Here is a 17,835-nt window from a genome sequence, read left to right as displayed (position 1 = left end):
TAGGGACGTCAGAAATGTCCGGGCTGGGCGCTGCGGGCCAGCGCGCCGGGACGATGGGCCAACAGGGTGCGCAGGGGGAACTCCCAGACCACGGTGTCGATCTGCGGGTTCTGCAACTGGTCGCCGGCGAGAAACTGGTTCATCGCCTCGAACGGCCCGCGGGCCTCCACGGCGATGGACAACAGGTCGCGGTTGAGCGCCTCCTTGAGGAACCCGACGAAGTTCCAGTCGTCGATCTTGCTGTAGCTGGTACCCACCAGCAGCAGGCTTTGTGTCTGTTCGGCGAACAGCGCGTCGCTGTCCTGTTCGGCCTGGAGGGTCTCGTACAGCTCGATCGGGTTAGGGCCGAACTGCGGCGCCAGGCGGGCGTGGTCGAACTGCAGGTAGTTCATCAGGTCGCCCTTGACCGTCTTGTCGCCGGCCTTGCGCGACACGTACACCTGGTCGCCGAGCAACTGCGGGCGCTGGCGGGCCAGTTCATAGGCCGACAGGCGCGCGCCGTCCGGGCTCCAGTGGGTGTCGGACTTGAGGAACAGCCGTGGGCCGGCCAGGTTGCGCAGGTAGGCGTCGCGCAACGGCACCACGTCCAGCCGGCGTAGCTGCAGGTCGGCGACGAAGCGGTCGTAGAGGCTGTGCACCCGCGGATCGAAGGCGTGCTCGGCGTGGTTGGCGTAGATATCCAGCTTCATCGGCAGCGGCAGCAGCACCAGGTGCTTGCCGTGCTCGGCCAGTTGCCTCTGGACCTTGACGATCTGCTCCAGCTGGCTCGCCAGGCTGGCGTCCAGGTCGTTGGGCACGCGGTATTCCTGGTTGGTGTAGAGCCAACCGTCCTTGCCCAGCACCACGCCCTTGGTGCCCTCGCCGAACAGCTGGAACTGGGCGTCGGCCCACAGTCGCTGCGAGGGCTCGCGCAGGAACAGGCGCTTGTCGTAGACCTGTTCGAACTTGCGCAGCAGCTTGCCGTCGACGAACAGGTTCCAGCTGTCGGTCTGGGCACGGGCAAAGCTCAGCACCGGCGGCAGCGAATAGACGAACATCGCCGCCAGCGCCAGGGCGAAGACCACACCGTTGGCCTTGCCGGCCGAATTCATCACTGGGTACATGGCATTTCCACGGAACAGTTAGTTGATTCATTGATCGACACGTCCCCCTGTAGGAGCGGGCTTGCCCCGCGATCAAGGCGACGCGGTGCATGGCACCGGCTGCGCCGGTGTTCGCGGGGCAAGCCCGCTCCTGCAGGGGGCATCTCAAGCCTTGCCCTAGAACTGGAAATACAGGAACGGCGAGAACGAACTGGCCGCCAGGCTGCTCAGCGCCAGCAGGAAGCCGCCCCACAGCAGCAGGCTGTGCAGCACACCGACGTGACGCATGAAGTAGCCTTCCTTGTTGCCGGCGTAGAAGCGCACGTTGTTGATCCCGGCCAGGATCAGCCAGGCGATTGCCACCAGGGCGAAGGCCATGGCCATCTTCGAGGCGCCGAGCACATAGAGCTCCAGCGAACCGAAACCGTTGAAGCCCAGCAGCGCCTGGTAGATCTGCAGGCTGTGGCGCAGGTCCATGGTGAAGAACAGCGGCATGCTCAGGATGATCAGCAGCGCGGTGCGCAGGTTGCGGCCCAGGTGATAGGGCGTGGTGACCTTGGTCGCCAGGTTGAACCTGCGCTCCAGCACCATGCCGATGCCGAAGAACAGCCCCCAGCAGATGAAGGCGAAACTGGCGCCGTGCCACAGGCCCGACAGCAGCATGGTCCACACCAGCGCCGGCAGGGCGCCGGCCACGCGCTTGCGCACCAGCGGCAGGTACACGTAGTCGCGCAGGAAATGCGCCAGGGTCATGTGCCAGCGCGACCAGAACTCGGTGATGCTCTGCGACACATAGGGCTGGTTGAAGTTTTCCGGGAAGCGGAACCCCATCATCAAGGCCAGGCCCAGGGCCATGTGGCTGTAGCCGGCGAAGTCGAAGTACAGCTGCAGGGTCGAGACCACCAGGCCGAACCAGGCATCGCTGAACTGCAGGGTGCCTTCGCCGACGAACAGCACGTTGATCGGCGCCAGGCGGTCGGCGATCAGCACCTTCATGATGAAACCGAGCATGAAGCGGCACACCCCCAGCGAGAACAGCTCCAGCGAGTGGCTGCGCTGGCGCAGCTGCGGCGCGAGCTGGCTGTAGCGCAGGATCGGCCCCGCCACCAGGTGCGGGAACAGCGCGACGAAGGCGGCGAAGTCGATGAAGCTGCGGGTGGGCGTGGCGTCCTTGCGGTAGATGTCGACGATGTAGCTCAGGGCATGGAACACGTAGAACGAGATGCCCAGCGGCAGGAAGATGTTCTCCAGGGTCCAGGTGTTGATGCCCAGCGGCGCCAGCAGCAGGGCCAGCACCTCGGCGCCGAAGTTGGCGTACTTGAAGTAGCCGAGCGTGGCCAGGTTACCGGCCACGCCGAGCCACAGCAGGCGCAGGGCACGGCGTTTGTCGCCGGCGTCCAGGCGCGCCTTGATGAACAGGCCGAAGCCGTAGTTCCAGGCGGTGATGGCGACGAACAGCAGCAAAAAGTCCGGGCGCCACCAGGCGTAGAACACGTAGCTGGCGGCGACGATCACCAGCGAGCGCCACTGTGGCCGGGCCAGGTAGTAGATGGCCAGGAACAGCGGCAGGTAGAGGAACAGGAAGACGTTGGAGGCGAAGATCATGCTGGCCGGTCCTTAGTAGCTGATCACCACGCCGACACTCAGCTGGTAGTCGTCGCCGGTGTCCAGCGCGCTGCCTGCGTTGAGGTAGCTGGCGCTGACCAGGGTGTTGACGTCCAGGTGCTTGCCGTCGAGGGCTACCGGGAACATCTTCCAGTAGTAGTTGAGGTCGATCATCTGGCCGACGTTGTCGCCCTTGCCGTGCCGGCCGGCGTTCAGTTCGCTCTGGCGCCGGGCGCGGGCATCGGCGGTCATGCGGATCGGCAGGGCGCCGCCTTCGTCGCGCAGGTTGAGCTGGGTCACCCGCAGGTCCAGGGCGCTGCGCGCCGTGGGCCGGGTCTCCAGGGCGACGCCGTAGTAGCTCAGGTTGCGCAGGTCGAGGGCGACGAACGAGCTGGTCAGGCGCGTGCTGTACGAGCCCTGGCGGGTGATGCGGTCGGACTGGATCGGGTTGAGCCGGAAGCCGTCGTTGTCGTCGTCCGGCTTGTCGGTCAGGCCGCCGCGCAGGGCCAGGCGCGGGGTCCAGGGCAAGGTCTCGAAACGCTTGCCGACCTCGCCCAGCGCCGCCCAGCCGCGGCTGCCGTGGCCGGTGCTGGTGACACCGTTGCCGGCGGTGTTGTCCATCGTGCCGTCCAGCGCCGCCAGTTCCAGGTGGTAGTCGCTGGCCAGCGGCAGGTTGTCGCCCTTGAAGAACAACCCGTAGCGCCAACCCTTGAAGTCGTAGCGGTCGTCGACATCGTGGCCGCTGCGGTCGTTCTCCTGCATCAGGCGCACGCCGACCTGGTTGTTCGGGCTCCAGCGATAGGCGTACTGGCCCATCAGGTACAGCGTGCGCGCTTCGCTTGCGGCCAGCGAATTGACGTCAGTGTTGTAATTGCGAAATTTCTGCCCGACCGCGACGAAGGCGTCGCTGAAGGTGTCCTGGTAGTTGAAGCGCAGCGACTCCAGGCTGTCGTCCCACCAGATGCCGTAGTCGTCGTAGAAGCGCTGACGACCGAACGACAGCGAGAAGCGCGGGTCGTCGCCGATCAGGTTGCGCTTGACGTACAGCTCGCGCAGCTCGGCGTACCAGCCCTCGGGTTGCTCGCGCTCATTGTTGTTGGTCGACTCGTTGGCCAGGTTGCTCGACTGGCTGGAGTCGTAGTTCAGCCACAGGCGACCATAGACCATCCATTTGGCCCAGCGTTTTTCCGGCGAGTACCAGGCGAACGACGGCTCGTAGCGCAGGCTGTAGAAGCTTTCGCGGTCGCGGCCGACCTGGGAGTCCTGCGGCCCGTAGCCGGTCTGCACGGTGAGCTTGTTGAAGAACTCCGAGGTGATCAGCGGCTCGCTGCCGTCAACGGCCGCGACGCGCACAGGCGCGTTGCTGTCGGCCTCGGGGCCGGTGACTTCCTCGGCCGCCAGCACCGTCAGGGGCGCCAGGGCGAGCAGGGCGCCGAGCAGGGGTGGGTGGGCTTTCACAGGGTGGCCTCCTTCAACAGATCGTTGCGCGCGGCCAGGGCGCGCTCGATGTCATCCTTGGGCAAGGTCTTGTCCAGCCGTTTGATCAGGCCGCGGGCGCGGGTCTCGCCCAGGTCGAGGGCGATGCGCGCATAGGTGTAGGCCTTGACCGGGTCGTGGCAGATGGCCCGGCCGCGCAGGTGCACGGTGGCCATGCGGTACCAGGCCGCGGTCGAGCCCTGCTCGGCCTGCCGCTGCCAGATGGCCAGGGCACGCTCCTGGTCGGGCTGGTCGAGGCCGCCCTTGCTGTACAGGTCGCCCAGCAGCAGCTGCGCGTCGGGATAACGGGCGGTGATCAGCTCGTCGATCAGCGCCTGGGACTTTTGCGGATCCAGGGTCAGCCAGTTGTTGACCATGTAGAACGCCGCATCCAGCGCCTTTGCCCGGGTCGGGTCCTTGGCCCGCACCTGGGCGATCAGTGCCTGGGTCTGCTCGGCGTTGTGCTCGGTGGGGTTGGAGATCATGAAGTTGGCCTTGGACACCTGCGCCGGCAGGTAGCCACGGGCGACGGCGTTGTCCAGCCAGCGCTGGGCCTCGGCGATGCCGTCGGCGCGCAACTGGTCGTTGGCCTTGTCGCGGGCCAGTTGCTCGGGCGTCGGCTCGACCTTGGGGCCCATGGCGCGGCTCAGGCGCTGTTCGCGCTCGGCGTCCAGCTCGGCGCGGGTGGTGCCGTGGATGCTGTCCAGCAGCGCGCCGATGCGCTGCACGACCTCCACCGGCAGGCTGGCCATCTCCGGCTCCAGGCTGCGGGCGAAGGCGAGGAAGGCCGGGTCCTGGCGCTCGCCGAGGAAGCGGTAGTAGCGCTCGATGCCGCGTGGGTCGATGCGCGCCGCCTGCTGGTACCAGCGCTCGGCTGCGGCGCTGTCGCCCTGGCGCTCGGCGACCACGGCGCGGTACAGCTCAGGGCGACAGTTGAGCAGGCAGCTCTGTTCGTACAGCGCCAGCAGTTCGGCGGCGCGCTCGCCGGGGAACAGCTGCGGATAGACCAGGAACACCTCCAGGCTGGTGCTGGTGCTGCGCGGATCACGGTCGTTGGGGTAGCGGGCCAGGGCCTGACGCACCCAGGCTTCGTGACTGCGCTGCAGGCGCGGGGTGCGGTCGAGCAGGCGCGCCAGCGAGGCCAGCGCCGGGATCTGGCCGTGGCCGTCGGCGAAGGCCTCCTGGTACAGGCTCACGATGTCCTGGCGGTTGGCACTGTCGCTGTTGGCCAGCACATCGCCGAGCAGCTGCTTGGAGGCCAGGTCGCCACGCTCGGCGAGGGCGCGCAGGTCGCTCGTGACATCGGCGCTCGGGTCCTTGTACAGCGCGTAGCGGATCTGCTCCAGGCTCTGCCCGGCCCAGGCGCTGCCGGCCCAGGCCAGGCCGAGGCCGGCCAGCAACAGGCGCGGGGCGTTCTTGGCGATCATGACCGGCCCTCAGTTGCCGCTGCCGAACGGCAGGCCCAGGTACAGGTCGACCGCCACGGCCTTCTGGTAGGCCGCCGCCGGCAGCGGGCTGTCCGGCTGGATGGTCAGGGCCAGGTTGTGGTTCAGCTCGTCGGAGCGGGCGTCGACCACCTTGCCGCTGAAGTGCTGGTCGAGGCCGAACACCTGCATGTCCACCGAGCGCACGCGGCCGACATCGGCGAGCTTGTCGAACGGCACGTTGGCGCGCACGAACAAGCCCTCGTGCTTCGGCAGCAGGTGCATCATCGGCGCCGCCTTGTAGCCATAGCCGTCCAGCGGCGGCGACGGGTACCAGACCTGGCAGTCGCACGGGCTGTTGATCACCGTCTCGACGCTGGCGCGCCCCAGCAGCGCCTGCAGGTCGCCCGGGGCGAGGTCGGCCAGGGCCTTCATGTCCGCCGGGCTGGTGAAGCTGGTGGCCAGCTGGGTGGAGATGTTCGCCAGCGGCTGGCCGGCCTGCACCTCGCTGGCGCCGGCCGGCAGCAGGTACCTCACGTAGCCGTTGTCCGGCATGCTGATGACCTGGGCATTGCCGGCCACCGTGGCCTGCAGCGCCGGGACGCGGAAGAACAGCAGGTAGCCCTTGTAGCCGACGAAGCCCAGCGCGGCCAGGCCGGCGGTGGCGTACAGCGCGGTGCCGGCCACGGCCTTGAGGCGCTCGGCCGGGGTGCGGGCGCTGGCCTGCTGGTGCTTGCGCGCCTTGATGTAGTTCTCGCGCTGCATCACGTTGAACAGGCCGTTTATGTCGGCGACTTCGCCCGACAGGTAGGCGCTGATCAGGTAGCGCAGGATGTCGCGCTTCTGCGCGTCGAGGTCGACGAACTGCGCGCCGACCTCCTTGCCGCGCTGGGAGACGATGCGCACCTTGCCGTCGATCGACAGGTCTACCTGGTTCAGGCGCAGCTGGATCGAGGCGTCGTACAGCGCGCCGACGGTCAGCGGCGCCTCGTGCAGCAGGCCGATGCCGCCCAGCGAGATATCGGCAAGGTCGGCCTCGAACGGTTCGCGGCCGGCGCCGGACAGGCGCACCCGGGCGTGCATGCGGGTGCGCACGTACTGACGCTCGTCGATGGCCTCGTGGACGATATTGGCCGCGGTCGTGCCCGGGGCCGCCGGGGTATTCGAAGTACTCATGTGCAGGCGCCTTTCCTTAACGTTGCGAGAGTTCCAGGAGAACGGTGATGACCCCGAAGAAGATGGCGATCGAGGAGCACAGCATCGCCTTCGAGGACCAGCGGTTGAGGCTGGCGTCGAAGTCGACGCTGCCGGTGGCCAGGGTGGTCTTCTGCCGCGTCCAGCGTTGCTGGTCCATGTGGAACATCGCGTAGACCTTCATCAGCGAACCGACGATCTGGTTGTAATAGAGAACGAACGGGTACATCGGGCTGACCGGGTGCCCGGCGAAGACGAACAGCACCGTCACCAGGCTGCGCGAGACCAGCACCCAGAACAGGTACACCAGCAGGTACTGGATGCCGAACACCAGGCCGGCGACCACCGAGCCGGTCAGGCCCATCAGGCAGGTCCACATCGACACCCGCTGGTCGAGCAGCACGTACAGGGTGAACAGCCCCAGGCGCGCGCGGCCGAGCAGGGCGGTGGCGCGGAAGTTCTGGCGCAGCGAGTTGCCGTACCAGCGGAACATCAGCTGGCGGGTGGCCACCCAGAAGCTGTCGCTGGGCGGGTGCTCGACGGTCAGGGTGTGGCTGTCGGGCACGTAGAAGGTGTCCCAGCCGGCGCGCATCAGGCTCAGCCAGCTCGACTTGTCGTCGCCGGTGAGGAACTGGAAGCGGCCCAGGCGCCAGTGTTCGAGAAAATCCGCCTCGACGTCGCGGATGAAATCCGGGTCGGTCATCACCCCGGCGCGGAAGAACGACAGCCGCCCGGTGAGGGTCAGCACCCGGTGCGAGAGGGCCATCGAGCACATGTTGATATGCCGTTGGACGAAACGCATCGAGTGCCACTGGCGCATCCAGCGACTGCCCTCGACCTCGCAGAACTCGTTGGTGGTCAGGCCGCCGACGTCGGGCAGCACGGCGAACAGCTTGACCGCCCGCTCGACGCAGCCGGGCAGCATCATGGTGTCGCCGTCGACCACGCCGACCACCGCGTCGTCCAGCGGCATCTGCCGCGACAGCGCGCGGAAGGCGTGGGCCAGGCCATCGCGCTTGCCGGTGCCGCGGGCGCGGACGATCACCAGGCCGATATCGTCGCGGCCCCGCACCTCGTCGCGCATGATGTCCTTGATGAACTGCTCGTCGCCCTTCTCGACGATCGAGGCGATTACCGTGCACGGCACCTTCAGCCGCTGCACCTCCTGGAACACCGACTGGTACACCTTGAAGGTGGTGTGGGTGGGGATGCGAAAGCTGGTCACCACCATGAACATGTGCGACGGCAAGGCCGCGTCACCCAGGCGCTCGACCTGGCGGCGCAGGCGCGGGAAGCGCCAGTGCAGGAAGTACATGCCGCGCAGGTAGTGGACGATGGCGTTGCCGTAGCGCCACATGCCCAGGGTGCCGATGATGAAGATGAACAGGTGGTGGTTCGGGTCCAGGTACTGTGGCGCAACCATCTGCGCGGCCAGGGCGATCAGCCCGGCGAGCAGCGCCCAGGCACAGAAGCTAGCCGCCGCGCGCATATACCCCGGGGCCGCGAAAGGCCGCTGTTGCTGTCGTTCCATGGCGTTGTAGCTCCTTGGGTCGGGGCCCGCCGTAACGGCGGGCGGCGGCGTGCCTTACCAGCAGATGCCGTGGCGTTGGGCGTCGCTGCTGCCGGCCATGAAGCCGACCAGGTCGATCACCTGCTTGCCGTTGCCGACGTCCAGGGCCTGGACGAAGCGCTCGTCGTTGTTGCCCAGCACGATCACCTCGGCCTCGTCGATCACCTGCTGCAGGTCGCTGCGCAGCAGGGCGCTGACGTGGGGGATCTGCTGCTCGATGTACTGGCGGTTGGCGCCGAACTGGCGGGCGTGATCGACGTTGGCGTCGAAGATGCGCAGGTCGTAGCCCTTGCCGATCAACTGCTCGGCCAGGGTCACCAGCGGGCTTTCGCGCAGGTCGTCGCTGTTGGCCTTGAAGGCCAGCCCGAGCAGGGCGATGCGACGCTTGCCGGCCCGGGTCACCAGGTCGAAGGCGTTCTGTACCTGGTTGCGGTTGCTGTCCATGATCGAGGCCAGCAGCGGGTGCGCCACGTCCAGCTGGCTGGCGCGGTAGGTGAGGGCGCGCACGTCCTTGGGCAGGCACGAGCCGCCGAAGGCGAAGCCCGGGCGCAGGTAGTAGCGCGACAGGTTGAGCTTGTAGTCCTGGCAGACCACGTCCATCACTTCGCGGCCATCGACCCCCGACGCCTTGGCGATGTTGCCGATCTCGTTGGCGAAGCTGACCTTGGTGGCGTGCCAGACGTTGCAGGTGTACTTGATCAGCTCGGCGACCTCGATCGATTTGCGGATCACCGGGGCGTCGAGGCCTGTATACAGCGTGGCGAGCAGATCGCCGGACTGGCTGTCGAGTTCGCCGATCACGGTCATGGCCGGGAAGTCGTAGTCCTGGATCGCCGTGCTTTCACGCAGGAATTCCGGGTTGACCGCCACGCCGAAATCGCGGCCGGCCTGCTTGCCCGAGGCCTGCTCGAGGAGCGGGATGACCACGTTCTTCACCGTGCCCGGCAGCACCGTGCTGCGCACCACCACGGTGTGGCGGCTGGCCTTGTCGCGCAGGGCCGCGCCGATCTCCCGGCACACCGCTTCCATGTACACCAGGTCGAGGTCGCCGTTGGCCTTGCTCGGCGTGCCGACGCACAGCAGCGACAGCTCGGTGGCCAGGATCGCCGCCTGGACATCGGTGGTGCCGCGCAGGCGGCCCTGGCGCACGCCGTCGAGCAGCAGCTGTTCCAGGCCCGGCTCGACGATGGGCGAGCGGCCCTGGTTGATCATGTCGATCTTCGCCTGGGCGACGTCCACCCCCAGTACCTGGTGTCCGCGTGCCGACAGGCAGCCGGCGCAGACCGCTCCCACATAGCCAAGTCCGAAGATACTGATGTTCATAGATCCCTCTCCCCAGGCGCGGCGCAAGGCCGGCCGAGATACTCAGTTCAGAAGTTTTGAAAATGCCAGACGCGCAGGATCAGGCCGCGCTAGATATATAGCGATGCAGGCTGTTTCTTGGTGGTCTTTTTACATCCTAAGGAGTTTTCTGATAGTTCGGCAAGCTTTGTTGTGTTGTTGTTTTGATAAATTCTAAATGCCCTGTGAGAAAGTTAAAAATCGTTTATAAAACAATGACTTAAAGTTAGATAAAAGTTGGGCGTCAAAAAAACGATACCCTTGTTTGTGCCGATAAAATGACGCCAAAATGGCGCTTTTCGCCACTTTTTCAACCGTTTCAGTCGCGCTTCGATGTGCGCTTTTTTACTGACTTGGGTGATTTTTCTGATTCTTGGAAGTGCTATTTTCGTCTGTCGTCGGGCGCTTCCATGTCCCCCAGGCGTCCGACTGTGGCGCAATGATGGCTTGCAAGGATTGGATCCAATTGGCATAGTGCCGGACGACTGCGCAGGCATTCACTCGGGTGCGGGATGCACCCTTCTTCCATTCATGCAAAGGAGGCAAGCAGATGAACGGATTCGGTCCGCGACTCAGAGAAGAGCGCGAACGCCTGGGGCTGACCCAGCGTATCTTTGGCGACATCGGTGGCGTCGAGCCCAACGCCCAGGGCAAATACGAGAGCGGCGAACGCACGCCGCGCATGGACTACCTCGCGGCGGTCGCCAGCAAGGGTGTCGATGCGCTCTATGTGCTGAGCGGCGTGCACACCCCCGCGCCGCTGGACAGCCTCACGTCCGACGAAAACCGTCTGCTCGACGCGTTCCGCCGCCTGCCCTCGGCCGACCAGGCCGCGGTCTGGCACCTGCTCAACCGCCTGGCGGGCGAGGAGGGCGGGGCACAAGTGCTGCGTATTCGGCGGCCTGACCGGCAGGCATATTTCCATGACGCTTTGCGCTAGGTTCGTTGTGAAAAATTTTGTTAAGGTGGCGGGATCCAATCGCCCCACTGACGAGGTGTCTGCTTGATTAGGGTCCTGGTGGTCGACGATCACGATCTGGTGCGTACCGGCATCACACGCATGCTGGCCGACATCGACGGGCTGCAGGTGGTGGGGGAGGCGGACTCTGGCGAGTCCGCCCTCAAGCTGGCCCGCGAGCTCAAGCCGGACGTGGTCCTGATGGACGTGAAGATGCCAGGGATCGGTGGTCTGGAAGCCACGCGCAAGCTGTTGCGCAGCCATCCGGACATCAAGGTGGTCGCGGTGACCGTGTGCGAGGAAGACCCGTTCCCCACCCGCCTGTTGCAGGCGGGTGCCGCGGGCTACCTCACCAAGGGCGCCGGGCTCGACGAAATGGTCCAGGCAATCCGCCTGGCCTTCGCCGGCCAGCGCTACATCAGCCCGCAGATCGCCCAGCAGCTGGCGCTCAAGTCGTTCCAGCCGCAGGGCTCGCCGTTCGACGCGCTGTCCGAGCGGGAAATCCAGATTGCGCTGATGATTGTCGGCTGCCAGAAGGTGCAGATCATCTCTGACAAGTTGTGTCTGTCCCCCAAGACCGTCAATACTTACCGTTATCGAATCTTCGAAAAACTCTCGGTCACCAGCGACGTCGAACTGACCTTGCTGGCTGTCCGCCACGGTATGGTCGACGCAAGTCTGTAAGCACACACCTCATGTCACAACCTTTTGATGCAAGCGCGTTCCTGGCGACCTGCAGCGGTCGCCCGGGCGTGTACCGGATGTTCGACGCCGAAGCCCGGCTGCTGTACGTGGGCAAGGCCAAGAACCTCAAGAAGCGCCTGGCCAGCTATTTCCGCAAGACCGGGCTGGCGCCGAAGACGGCTGCCCTGGTGGGGCGCATCGCCCAGGTCGAAACCACCATCACCGCCAACGAGACCGAGGCGCTGCTGCTCGAGCAGACGCTGATCAAGGAATGGCGACCGCCCTACAACATCCTGCTGCGCGACGATAAGTCCTACCCGTACGTATTCTTGTCTGACGGCGAATTCCCGCGCCTGGGCATCCACCGCGGCGCGAAGAAGGCCAAGGGCCGCTATTTCGGCCCGTACCCCAGCGCCGGTGCCATCCGCGAGAGCCTGAGCCTGTTGCAGAAGGCGTTCTCGGTGCGCCAGTGCGAGGACAGCTACTACGCCAACCGCACCCGCCCGTGCCTGCAGTACCAGATCAAACGCTGCAAGGGGCCGTGCGTGGGGCTGGTCGCCGCCGAGGAGTACGCCGAGGACGTGCGCCACTCGGTGATGTTCCTCGAAGGCCGCAGCCAGCAGCTGGGCAACGAGCTCAGCGCCGAGATGGAAAAGGCCGCCATGGCCCTGAACTTCGAGAAGGCCGCCGAGCTGCGCGACCAGATCGCCCTGCTGCGCCGGGTCCAGGACCAGCAGTACATGGAGGGCGGCTCCGGCGACGTCGACGTGGTGGCGGCCTTCGTCAACCCGGGCGGCGCCTGCGTGCACCTGATCAGCGTGCGTGGCGGCCGGGTGCTGGGCAGCAAGAACTTCTTCCCCCAGGTGGGCATCGAGGAGGAGGTGGCCGAGGTCATGGCCGCGTTCCTGTCCCAGTACTACCTGGGCAACGCCGAGCGCGAGCTGCCGGGCGAGCTGATCGTCAACGTGGTGCACGACGACTTCGCCGCCATCAGCGAGGCGCTGCAGACCCTGCGCGGCCGCGAAATCAGCATCAGCCATCGGGTGCGCGGCACCCGCGCGCGCTGGCAGCAGCTGGCGGTGACCAACGCCGAGCAGGCCCTCAATGCCCGCCTGGCCAACCGCCAGCACATGGCCGCGCGCTTCGAGGCGCTGGCCCAGGTGCTCGACCTGGACGAGGTGCCGCAGCGCCTGGAGTGCTACGACATCAGCCACTCCAGCGGCGAGGCCACCGTGGCCAGCTGCGTGGTGTTCGGCCCCGAAGGCCCGCTCAAGTCCGACTACCGCCGCTTCAACATCGAAGGCGTTACCGCTGGCGACGACTATGCGGCCATGCACCAGGCCTTGCAGCGCCGCTATGGGCGGATCAAGGACGGCGAGGGCAAGCTACCTGACGTGCTGCTGGTGGACGGCGGCAAGGGCCAGCTGAACATGGCCCGCGACGTGATGCAGGAACTGGGCTTTGCTGACCTGACGCTGCTGGGGGTGGCCAAGGGCGTGACCCGCAAGGCCGGTTTCGAGACCCTGTACCTGAACGACGTGGCCCACGAGTTCACCCTCAAGGGCGACTCGCCGGCCCTGCACCTGATCCAGCAGATCCGCGACGAAGCCCACCGCTTCGCCATCACCGGCCACCGCGCCCGGCGCGGCAAGGCCCGGCGCACCTCGAGCCTGGAGGACGTCGCCGGGGTCGGGCCCAAGCGCCGCCGCGACCTGCTGAAACATTTCGGCGGCCTGCAGGAGCTCAACCGCGCCAGTGTCGACGAGATCGCCAAAGCCCCCGGCATCAGTAAAAAGCTTGCCGAGTCGATTTATGCCAGCCTGCATAGCGAGTAGAATGCCGGGTTCAACTCGCAGCCAGTCGTACCGATGAATATTCCAAACCTGCTCACCGTTCTACGCGTCCTGCTCATCCCGATCTTCATCCTGCTGTTCTATGTGCCCTATCACTGGAGCTACATGGCCGCCAGCACGGTATTCGCCATCGCCGCCGCCACCGACTGGCTCGACGGCTACCTGGCGCGTCGGTTGCAGCAGAGCACCCCGTTCGGCGCCTTCCTCGACCCGGTGGCCGACAAGCTGATGGTCGCCGTGGCCCTGGTCCTGCTGGTGCAGGTGCACGCCAACTTCTGGCTGACGCTGCCGGCGGCGGTGATCATCGGCCGCGAGATCGTCGTTTCGGCGCTGCGCGAGTGGATGGCCGAGCTCGGCGCCCGCGCCCACGTGGCGGTGTCGAACCTGGGCAAGTGGAAGACCGCCGCGCAGATGCTGGCGCTGGTGATCCTGCTGGCCAACCCGCCGCTGCTGACCTTCTGGGTGGTGCTGGGCTATGGGCTGCTACTGGTGGCGGCGGGCCTGACCCTGATCTCGATGGTGCACTACCTGCTGGCCGCCTGGCCGCACCTGCGCGAAGGTTCGGAGCAGAAGTAAAAGTTTTTTTGAATCAAGGGGTTGACGCCGTTCTGGAAATCGCTAGAATGGCACCCATCACGACGCGGGAATAGCTCAGTTGGTAGAGCACGACCTTGCCAAGGTCGGGGTCGCGAGTTCGAGTCTCGTTTCCCGCTCCAAATATCGATCCGCAGTGCGTCGCTGGGATCACAAAGAAGAGGCCGAAAGGCCTCTTTTTTTGTGCCTGGGATTTGGTGGTTGCAGGTGCATGGCGTCTCTTGCCCCAAGGCACAAGCACCTGTCAGTCGAGAAGCCACCCCGAGTCCCCCTCGACAAGCGTGCCACCATGACTGGTGCGATCGCCCTGGCGTGCCACGCACTTGCCATCGATGAGAAAGTGCGTGGCCCCCGTTTCGATCAGCGCCCCACAGCTGATACGGTCCCCGACCCGGGCAACGGGTTTGCCATTGAACTGGTAGGTTTCACTGCCGGATTCCACCACACCCGCGCCATGCAGCGGGCACTCGTGCAGGTGGCCTACAAGGACGACCGGTTTCATGTGGGTTCTCCTGCGGCAGGGCCAGTACGGGACTCACGGTCTATCGCTTCCGGCCATTGCACCCTGGGGGCCAATCGGCGAATGGGGGTGAGTTCGAAGTCATTGTCCCAATCGCGGGGTGGGCGAACGAAGGTGGGAAGGGCGTTGGGGCCCTGTTGCATGAAGAGTCTGATGATCTCCCAGTATTGCTTGCCATCCTCAAGGTCATGACTGAAGAACAGGCGGTCGATTATTTCGTTGGTACCTGTCTTGCGTACGGCGATGACGATATTCTCAACGAGTCCGCCGTTGCCCATCGGCGCATAAAGGCTATAGACCTCGGCGATGAGGTCGCTCCAGTTATAAACGACAGGGCGTACCCCCCAGTGCTTTTTGCTGAATATTCGAACCTTGTCTTGCTTGTATTCGTAAAAGTAAACTTTTTGTCGTAGTCGGTTGAAGCGGATCGGCTCGTCGCGCGGTAGTTCAGCGTCTAAGCGTACGATAGGAATGGTCAACCAATATATAGCTGTCAGCGCGGTTAGGCTTATTATGGTGAAATCCAGTTCAATTCTCACCCTTTCGAATGCCGTTATGTATATTAAAGATAGTATTGGTAGTAGCCCTGTCAACAGAACTATGCTTCCGCCGATGAGGCCGATGCCTCTAACTCTTAGTGTGGATCTGGGTACTTCCATGTAGGTTTCATTTATTTTGTTTGGCGTTGGGGGGAGCACGACTGCGTTGAGATTTTGTGTGGGCTTTTCATTGGGTAGAGGTAGATTGTATTTCCACCCTAGGCCCCGGTGAGGTAGCGTATTGTTATTAATGGTCATTGACAGAGTTCCATGAATTCCTGATGGGCTGTACACGCAATCGATCTCACGTGGAGTCTCCTGTGGGACCGGTACGGGACTCTCGGTCTATCGCTTCCGGCCATTGCACCCTGGGGGCCAGTCGGCGAATGGGGGTGAGTTCGAAGTCATTGTCCCAATCGCGGGGTGGGCGAACAAAGGTGGGCAGGGCGTCTGGGCCCTGTTGCATGAACAGTCTGATGATCTCCCAGTATCGTGTTCCAACCTCGATATTATGGGTGAGGAAGAGACGGTCGATAATTTCGTCGGTACCTGGCTTGCGGACTGCGATAAGGACTTTTTCGACGACTCCACCATTACCCATGGGGGCGTAGACACTACAGACTTCGGCGATAAGATCTTTCCAGTCGTAGACCACAGGGTGGATCCCCCATTTTTTTCGGCTGAACACGCTGATGCGATCAAATCTGTATTGATAGAAGTAGACTTTCTGGCGTGAACGGTTAAAGCGTATTGGCTCGTCGCGCGGTAGTTCTAGGTCTATACGGATATAAGGTATAATCGTCCAACATAATGCAGTTATAATTAGGTATCCTAGGAGAATGAAGTCTGTGTCTATTTCGCTGCTATTTGTGATTGAGTCATAGATGAACGGTAAGTTTGCTAGAAGGATAAGTAGTAATGTTGCACTTCCGCCGATGCTGCCAAGGCCTCTGGTACTCAAAGTTGCTCTGGAGACTTCCATGTAGATGTTGTTTATTTGGTTTGGTGTGGGCGGTAGCAGGGCTGGGTTGAATGGTTGGGGTGGTTCTTCGGTGGGAAGAGGTAGGTCATACTTCCAGCCAATGGGGTGGCGAGGTAGATATTCATTGGTTTTAGTCATTCGTTGATCGCCTGGATTTCTAAGTGTGCATAGGCCTCAGGAGAGTTTCGATCTGGCCAGTACGTGACGTTCAAAGTTGCAGCCATGATGCTGTGCTTACCAAGGCCTGGGGTGAGTGCCGGCGGACGCCACCACTGGGCGAGCAGCCGCGCCCCGGAGGACACGCCCTCCATACCGACCAACAACCCGGCTTTACGGTTGATCGTTACTGTCGACCTCATGGGGCGCATCCTTCTCGATATCAGGAGTTTGACTTGGGCTCTTGGGTCGACGTTCAGAGACACGGGGTTTCCTCTCCGGTCGTTTGCCTGGGCGTATAGTCCAGAGGTAGGCGTTCTCCCGCAGCCTCTCCTGAATATGGGGTGGGTAATCGTCAACGGTGGTCACTGCCGGGACGGGTTTTCCCGGCAGGCCGGCTTCACGGATGATTTTGGGCCAGCGAGGTTTCCAGCACAGCAGGAGACTCACCCAGTGACCTGTTCCGATGATCAGGAAGGCAGGAGAGAGCAGCACCAGACCGCACTTGATGACGCGTGGGGAATTGCGGAAGTAGTGGGTCAGGCCTTCGAATTGAGGCGTGAAGGCTTGCCAAGGCCAGGGGAAGTGCGAGGTGATGTGGGGGCGCGGTAGTCCCTCTGGGCCTTCATCCATGAAACGACGGATAAACTCCCATTCGGCTTGAAGCTCTGCGAAATTATTGGCGGATTTGCCGACCCAGATCAGTTCAGGACGCAGTGTGCCAGTGAACACGGGCGACCATGTGAGTTCCAGCGGCATGCCCATACCACCCGGTGGAGCATACTTTTTATCAGAGCCGCTGGACGATACGCCGTTCCACGGCAGCGTGACGATCCCACCGCAGTAGACAGGACGATGAAGGTAGACCTGTTGAGTGGTACGGTTGAAGCGTATCAACAAGTGACGGGAGGTGAACATTTCCAAGCGAGTTAAACGCAGGCCATACATCAGATAAGGCACTGCGAGGATTAAAGATATGCCAAGGAAAAAAAGTGACATAAATAATTGCTCGCCATATGGCTTGCCATTAGATATTAAATGATTGAGCTTTTCTATGCCGCCAAGGGCTATCCATAAGTTAAATGCTGCTGAAAGTATAACGATCAAAGAAAGTATCGATATCAGTCCGCGTTTATCCTCCCACATGCCACTGCGCATTTCGAGCACATGCTCGTTGTATACGTAGACTGGGCCACGGCTCTTTGGGGTTTCACATACTGATTTTTTTGCGGCTGCAACGTATTCTTCGTCTTCGCTTTCATACACCCCTCTATTCTTGATTGTTTTGTTCTGCTTTTTAAAGGCTTCGCGTTTTTCTTTTGGGTCAATGGCGGCCAGCCATGCGAACCACTCAATAAAATACATTAAACTACCTCATTCATGGCATTGAATAACGCTTCGAGCTCATCGGTGTCCTTCATGTATCCTTTGGCGGAGGGTTTAAGGCGGAAGCAGCATTTTGTACACCACTTCTCCAATGCGTCGTCATCGATGATGAGTAAGGTTATTGTGGTGCCGAGTACAATAGCGCCGCCTATCCAACTCAAGCGGCTCAGAAACATCATGGCTGCACGGTTCGCGGCTAGCCGTGCGGAAAGAGTGGAAAGGGTAGCGTATAAGCTGCTTCTCCATGTTTGGTTGGCACTCATTGATAGCCATTGGAAAAACGCACTCGCTTGTGAAAACGCTATTCCTCCTTGTCCCAGAATTAGGGCGATGGTTGCGCTTCCTCTAAGTCCGTAGGCTGCTGCAAGCGTTGGTTTGGATCTAGCTTCTGCTTCCTTGGCGTCGGAGAAGTCCCAGGCAATGCTGACAAGCCCCCCCACCGTCGCCAATCCCGCCCCCCACAGCCGATAA

Annotated in this window: 17 protein-coding genes and 1 tRNA gene; 5 read left to right on the top strand and 13 right to left on the bottom strand. The window is 63.1% G+C overall.

Going from position 1 to position 17,835, the window contains the following annotated elements; all coding sequences use genetic code 11:
- Positions 1 to 8: 8 nt before the first annotated feature.
- The 7 genes from POF53_RS18805 to POF53_RS18775 all read right to left on the bottom strand — a co-directional run bounded on the left by POF53_RS18805 (position 9) and on the right by POF53_RS18775 (position 9,674).
- Complete coding sequence (locus POF53_RS18805) at positions 9 to 1,103, bottom strand: alginate O-acetyltransferase (RefSeq protein WP_254465303.1); 1,095 nt, start codon at positions 1,101 to 1,103, stop codon at positions 9 to 11.
- Positions 1,104 to 1,259: 156 nt separating this feature from the next.
- Entirely contained in the window at positions 1,260 to 2,687 is a 1,428-nt protein-coding gene (locus tag POF53_RS18800; RefSeq protein ID WP_203652066.1) for an MBOAT family O-acyltransferase, read from the bottom strand.
- A 12-nt stretch (positions 2,688 to 2,699) separates the two neighbouring features.
- Positions 2,700 to 4,145 (bottom strand): alginate export family protein, encoded by a 1,446-nt coding sequence (locus POF53_RS18795; protein ID WP_498968954.1) that lies wholly within the window; start codon positions 4,143 to 4,145, stop codon positions 2,700 to 2,702.
- A complete protein-coding gene (locus POF53_RS18790; RefSeq protein WP_498968952.1) occupies positions 4,142 to 5,590 on the bottom strand; it encodes an SEL1-like repeat protein in 1,449 nt (482 codons plus the stop codon). Before POF53_RS18790 ends, POF53_RS18795 begins: the two co-directional genes overlap by 4 nt.
- A 9-nt stretch (positions 5,591 to 5,599) precedes the next feature.
- Entirely contained in the window at positions 5,600 to 6,763 is a 1,164-nt protein-coding gene (locus tag POF53_RS18785; RefSeq protein WP_498968950.1) for a PilZ domain-containing protein, read from the bottom strand.
- A gap of 16 nt (positions 6,764 to 6,779) precedes the next feature.
- Positions 6,780 to 8,312 (bottom strand): glycosyltransferase, encoded by a 1,533-nt coding sequence (locus tag POF53_RS18780; protein WP_498968948.1) that lies wholly within the window; start codon positions 8,310 to 8,312, stop codon positions 6,780 to 6,782.
- A gap of 54 nt (positions 8,313 to 8,366) precedes the next feature.
- Positions 8,367 to 9,674, bottom strand: coding sequence for a nucleotide sugar dehydrogenase (locus POF53_RS18775; protein WP_203652077.1), 1,308 nt, complete (start codon positions 9,672 to 9,674; stop codon positions 8,367 to 8,369).
- Between the two features lie 568 nt (positions 9,675 to 10,242).
- Here POF53_RS18775 and POF53_RS18770 point away from each other — a divergent pair.
- From POF53_RS18770 to POF53_RS18750, 5 genes are all read left to right on the top strand, one after another.
- Positions 10,243 to 10,632 (top strand): helix-turn-helix domain-containing protein, encoded by a 390-nt coding sequence (locus POF53_RS18770; protein WP_028692527.1) that lies wholly within the window; start codon positions 10,243 to 10,245, stop codon positions 10,630 to 10,632.
- A gap of 63 nt (positions 10,633 to 10,695) precedes the next feature.
- Positions 10,696 to 11,334: a response regulator transcription factor GacA gene (gacA, locus tag POF53_RS18765; RefSeq protein WP_028692526.1), complete on the top strand. Its 639-nt coding sequence runs from the start codon at positions 10,696 to 10,698 to the stop codon at positions 11,332 to 11,334.
- 11 nt (positions 11,335 to 11,345) lie between these two features.
- Positions 11,346 to 13,169 (top strand): excinuclease ABC subunit UvrC, encoded by a 1,824-nt coding sequence (uvrC, locus tag POF53_RS18760; RefSeq protein WP_050704747.1) that lies wholly within the window; start codon positions 11,346 to 11,348, stop codon positions 13,167 to 13,169.
- A 33-nt stretch (positions 13,170 to 13,202) separates the two neighbouring features.
- Complete coding sequence (gene pgsA, locus POF53_RS18755) at positions 13,203 to 13,763, top strand: CDP-diacylglycerol--glycerol-3-phosphate 3-phosphatidyltransferase (protein ID WP_028692524.1); 561 nt, start codon at positions 13,203 to 13,205, stop codon at positions 13,761 to 13,763.
- A gap of 64 nt (positions 13,764 to 13,827) precedes the next feature.
- Positions 13,828 to 13,903: transfer RNA gene (locus POF53_RS18750), tRNA-Gly, on the top strand.
- A gap of 122 nt (positions 13,904 to 14,025) precedes the next feature.
- On the opposite strand, the gene POF53_RS18745 is transcribed toward POF53_RS18750, so the two are convergent.
- The 6 genes from POF53_RS18745 to POF53_RS18720 all read right to left on the bottom strand — a co-directional run.
- Positions 14,026 to 14,283: a PAAR domain-containing protein gene (locus POF53_RS18745; RefSeq protein ID WP_498968944.1), complete on the bottom strand. Its 258-nt coding sequence runs from the start codon at positions 14,281 to 14,283 to the stop codon at positions 14,026 to 14,028.
- Positions 14,280 to 15,098 (bottom strand): DUF6708 domain-containing protein, encoded by an 819-nt coding sequence (locus POF53_RS18740; RefSeq protein WP_498968942.1) that lies wholly within the window; start codon positions 15,096 to 15,098, stop codon positions 14,280 to 14,282. Before POF53_RS18740 ends, POF53_RS18745 begins: the two co-directional genes overlap by 4 nt.
- 46 nt (positions 15,099 to 15,144) lie before the next feature.
- A complete protein-coding gene (locus tag POF53_RS18735) occupies positions 15,145 to 15,960 on the bottom strand; it encodes a DUF6708 domain-containing protein (protein ID WP_498968940.1) in 816 nt (271 codons plus the stop codon).
- Positions 15,957 to 16,181 (bottom strand): hypothetical protein, encoded by a 225-nt coding sequence (locus tag POF53_RS18730; protein ID WP_498968938.1) that lies wholly within the window; start codon positions 16,179 to 16,181, stop codon positions 15,957 to 15,959. The genes POF53_RS18735 and POF53_RS18730 overlap by 4 nt, the downstream gene beginning before the upstream one ends.
- Complete coding sequence (locus tag POF53_RS18725; RefSeq protein WP_498968936.1) at positions 16,153 to 17,343, bottom strand: DUF6708 domain-containing protein; 1,191 nt, start codon at positions 17,341 to 17,343, stop codon at positions 16,153 to 16,155. The genes POF53_RS18730 and POF53_RS18725 overlap by 29 nt, the downstream gene beginning before the upstream one ends.
- The coding region (locus tag POF53_RS18720; RefSeq protein WP_498968934.1) for a hypothetical protein at positions 17,343 to 17,835 on the bottom strand (493 nt) is incomplete at its 5' end. The genes POF53_RS18725 and POF53_RS18720, both read right to left, overlap by 1 nt.

The organism is Mitsuaria sp. RG, from assembly GCF_028369275.1.
GTDB classification, from domain to species: domain Bacteria; phylum Pseudomonadota; class Gammaproteobacteria; order Pseudomonadales; family Pseudomonadaceae; genus Aquipseudomonas; species Aquipseudomonas peradeniyensis.
This window is presented reverse-complemented; position numbering and strand designations above follow the sequence as displayed.

Coding starts and splice junctions, on each gene's coding strand:
- POF53_RS18805 (WP_254465303.1), bottom strand. CDS start 1,103: ATGTACCCAGTGATGAATTCGGCCGGCAAGGCCAACGGTGTGGTCTTC.
- POF53_RS18800 (WP_203652066.1), bottom strand. CDS start 2,687: ATGATCTTCGCCTCCAACGTCTTCCTGTTCCTCTACCTGCCGCTGTTC.
- POF53_RS18790 (WP_498968952.1), bottom strand. CDS start 5,590: ATGATCGCCAAGAACGCCCCGCGCCTGTTGCTGGCCGGCCTCGGCCTG.
- POF53_RS18785 (WP_498968950.1), bottom strand. CDS start 6,763: ATGAGTACTTCGAATACCCCGGCGGCCCCGGGCACGACCGCGGCCAAT.
- POF53_RS18780 (WP_498968948.1), bottom strand. CDS start 8,312: ATGGAACGACAGCAACAGCGGCCTTTCGCGGCCCCGGGGTATATGCGC.
- POF53_RS18775 (WP_203652077.1), bottom strand. CDS start 9,674: ATGAACATCAGTATCTTCGGACTTGGCTATGTGGGAGCGGTCTGCGCC.
- POF53_RS18770 (WP_028692527.1), top strand. CDS start 10,243: ATGAACGGATTCGGTCCGCGACTCAGAGAAGAGCGCGAACGCCTGGGG.
- uvrC (WP_050704747.1), top strand. CDS start 11,346: ATGTCACAACCTTTTGATGCAAGCGCGTTCCTGGCGACCTGCAGCGGT.
- pgsA (WP_028692524.1), top strand. CDS start 13,203: ATGAATATTCCAAACCTGCTCACCGTTCTACGCGTCCTGCTCATCCCG.
- POF53_RS18745 (WP_498968944.1), bottom strand. CDS start 14,283: ATGAAACCGGTCGTCCTTGTAGGCCACCTGCACGAGTGCCCGCTGCAT.
- POF53_RS18740 (WP_498968942.1), bottom strand. CDS start 15,098: ATGACCATTAATAACAATACGCTACCTCACCGGGGCCTAGGGTGGAAA.
- POF53_RS18735 (WP_498968940.1), bottom strand. CDS start 15,960: ATGACTAAAACCAATGAATATCTACCTCGCCACCCCATTGGCTGGAAG.
- POF53_RS18730 (WP_498968938.1), bottom strand. CDS start 16,181: ATGAGGTCGACAGTAACGATCAACCGTAAAGCCGGGTTGTTGGTCGGT.
- POF53_RS18725 (WP_498968936.1), bottom strand. CDS start 17,343: ATGTATTTTATTGAGTGGTTCGCATGGCTGGCCGCCATTGACCCAAAA.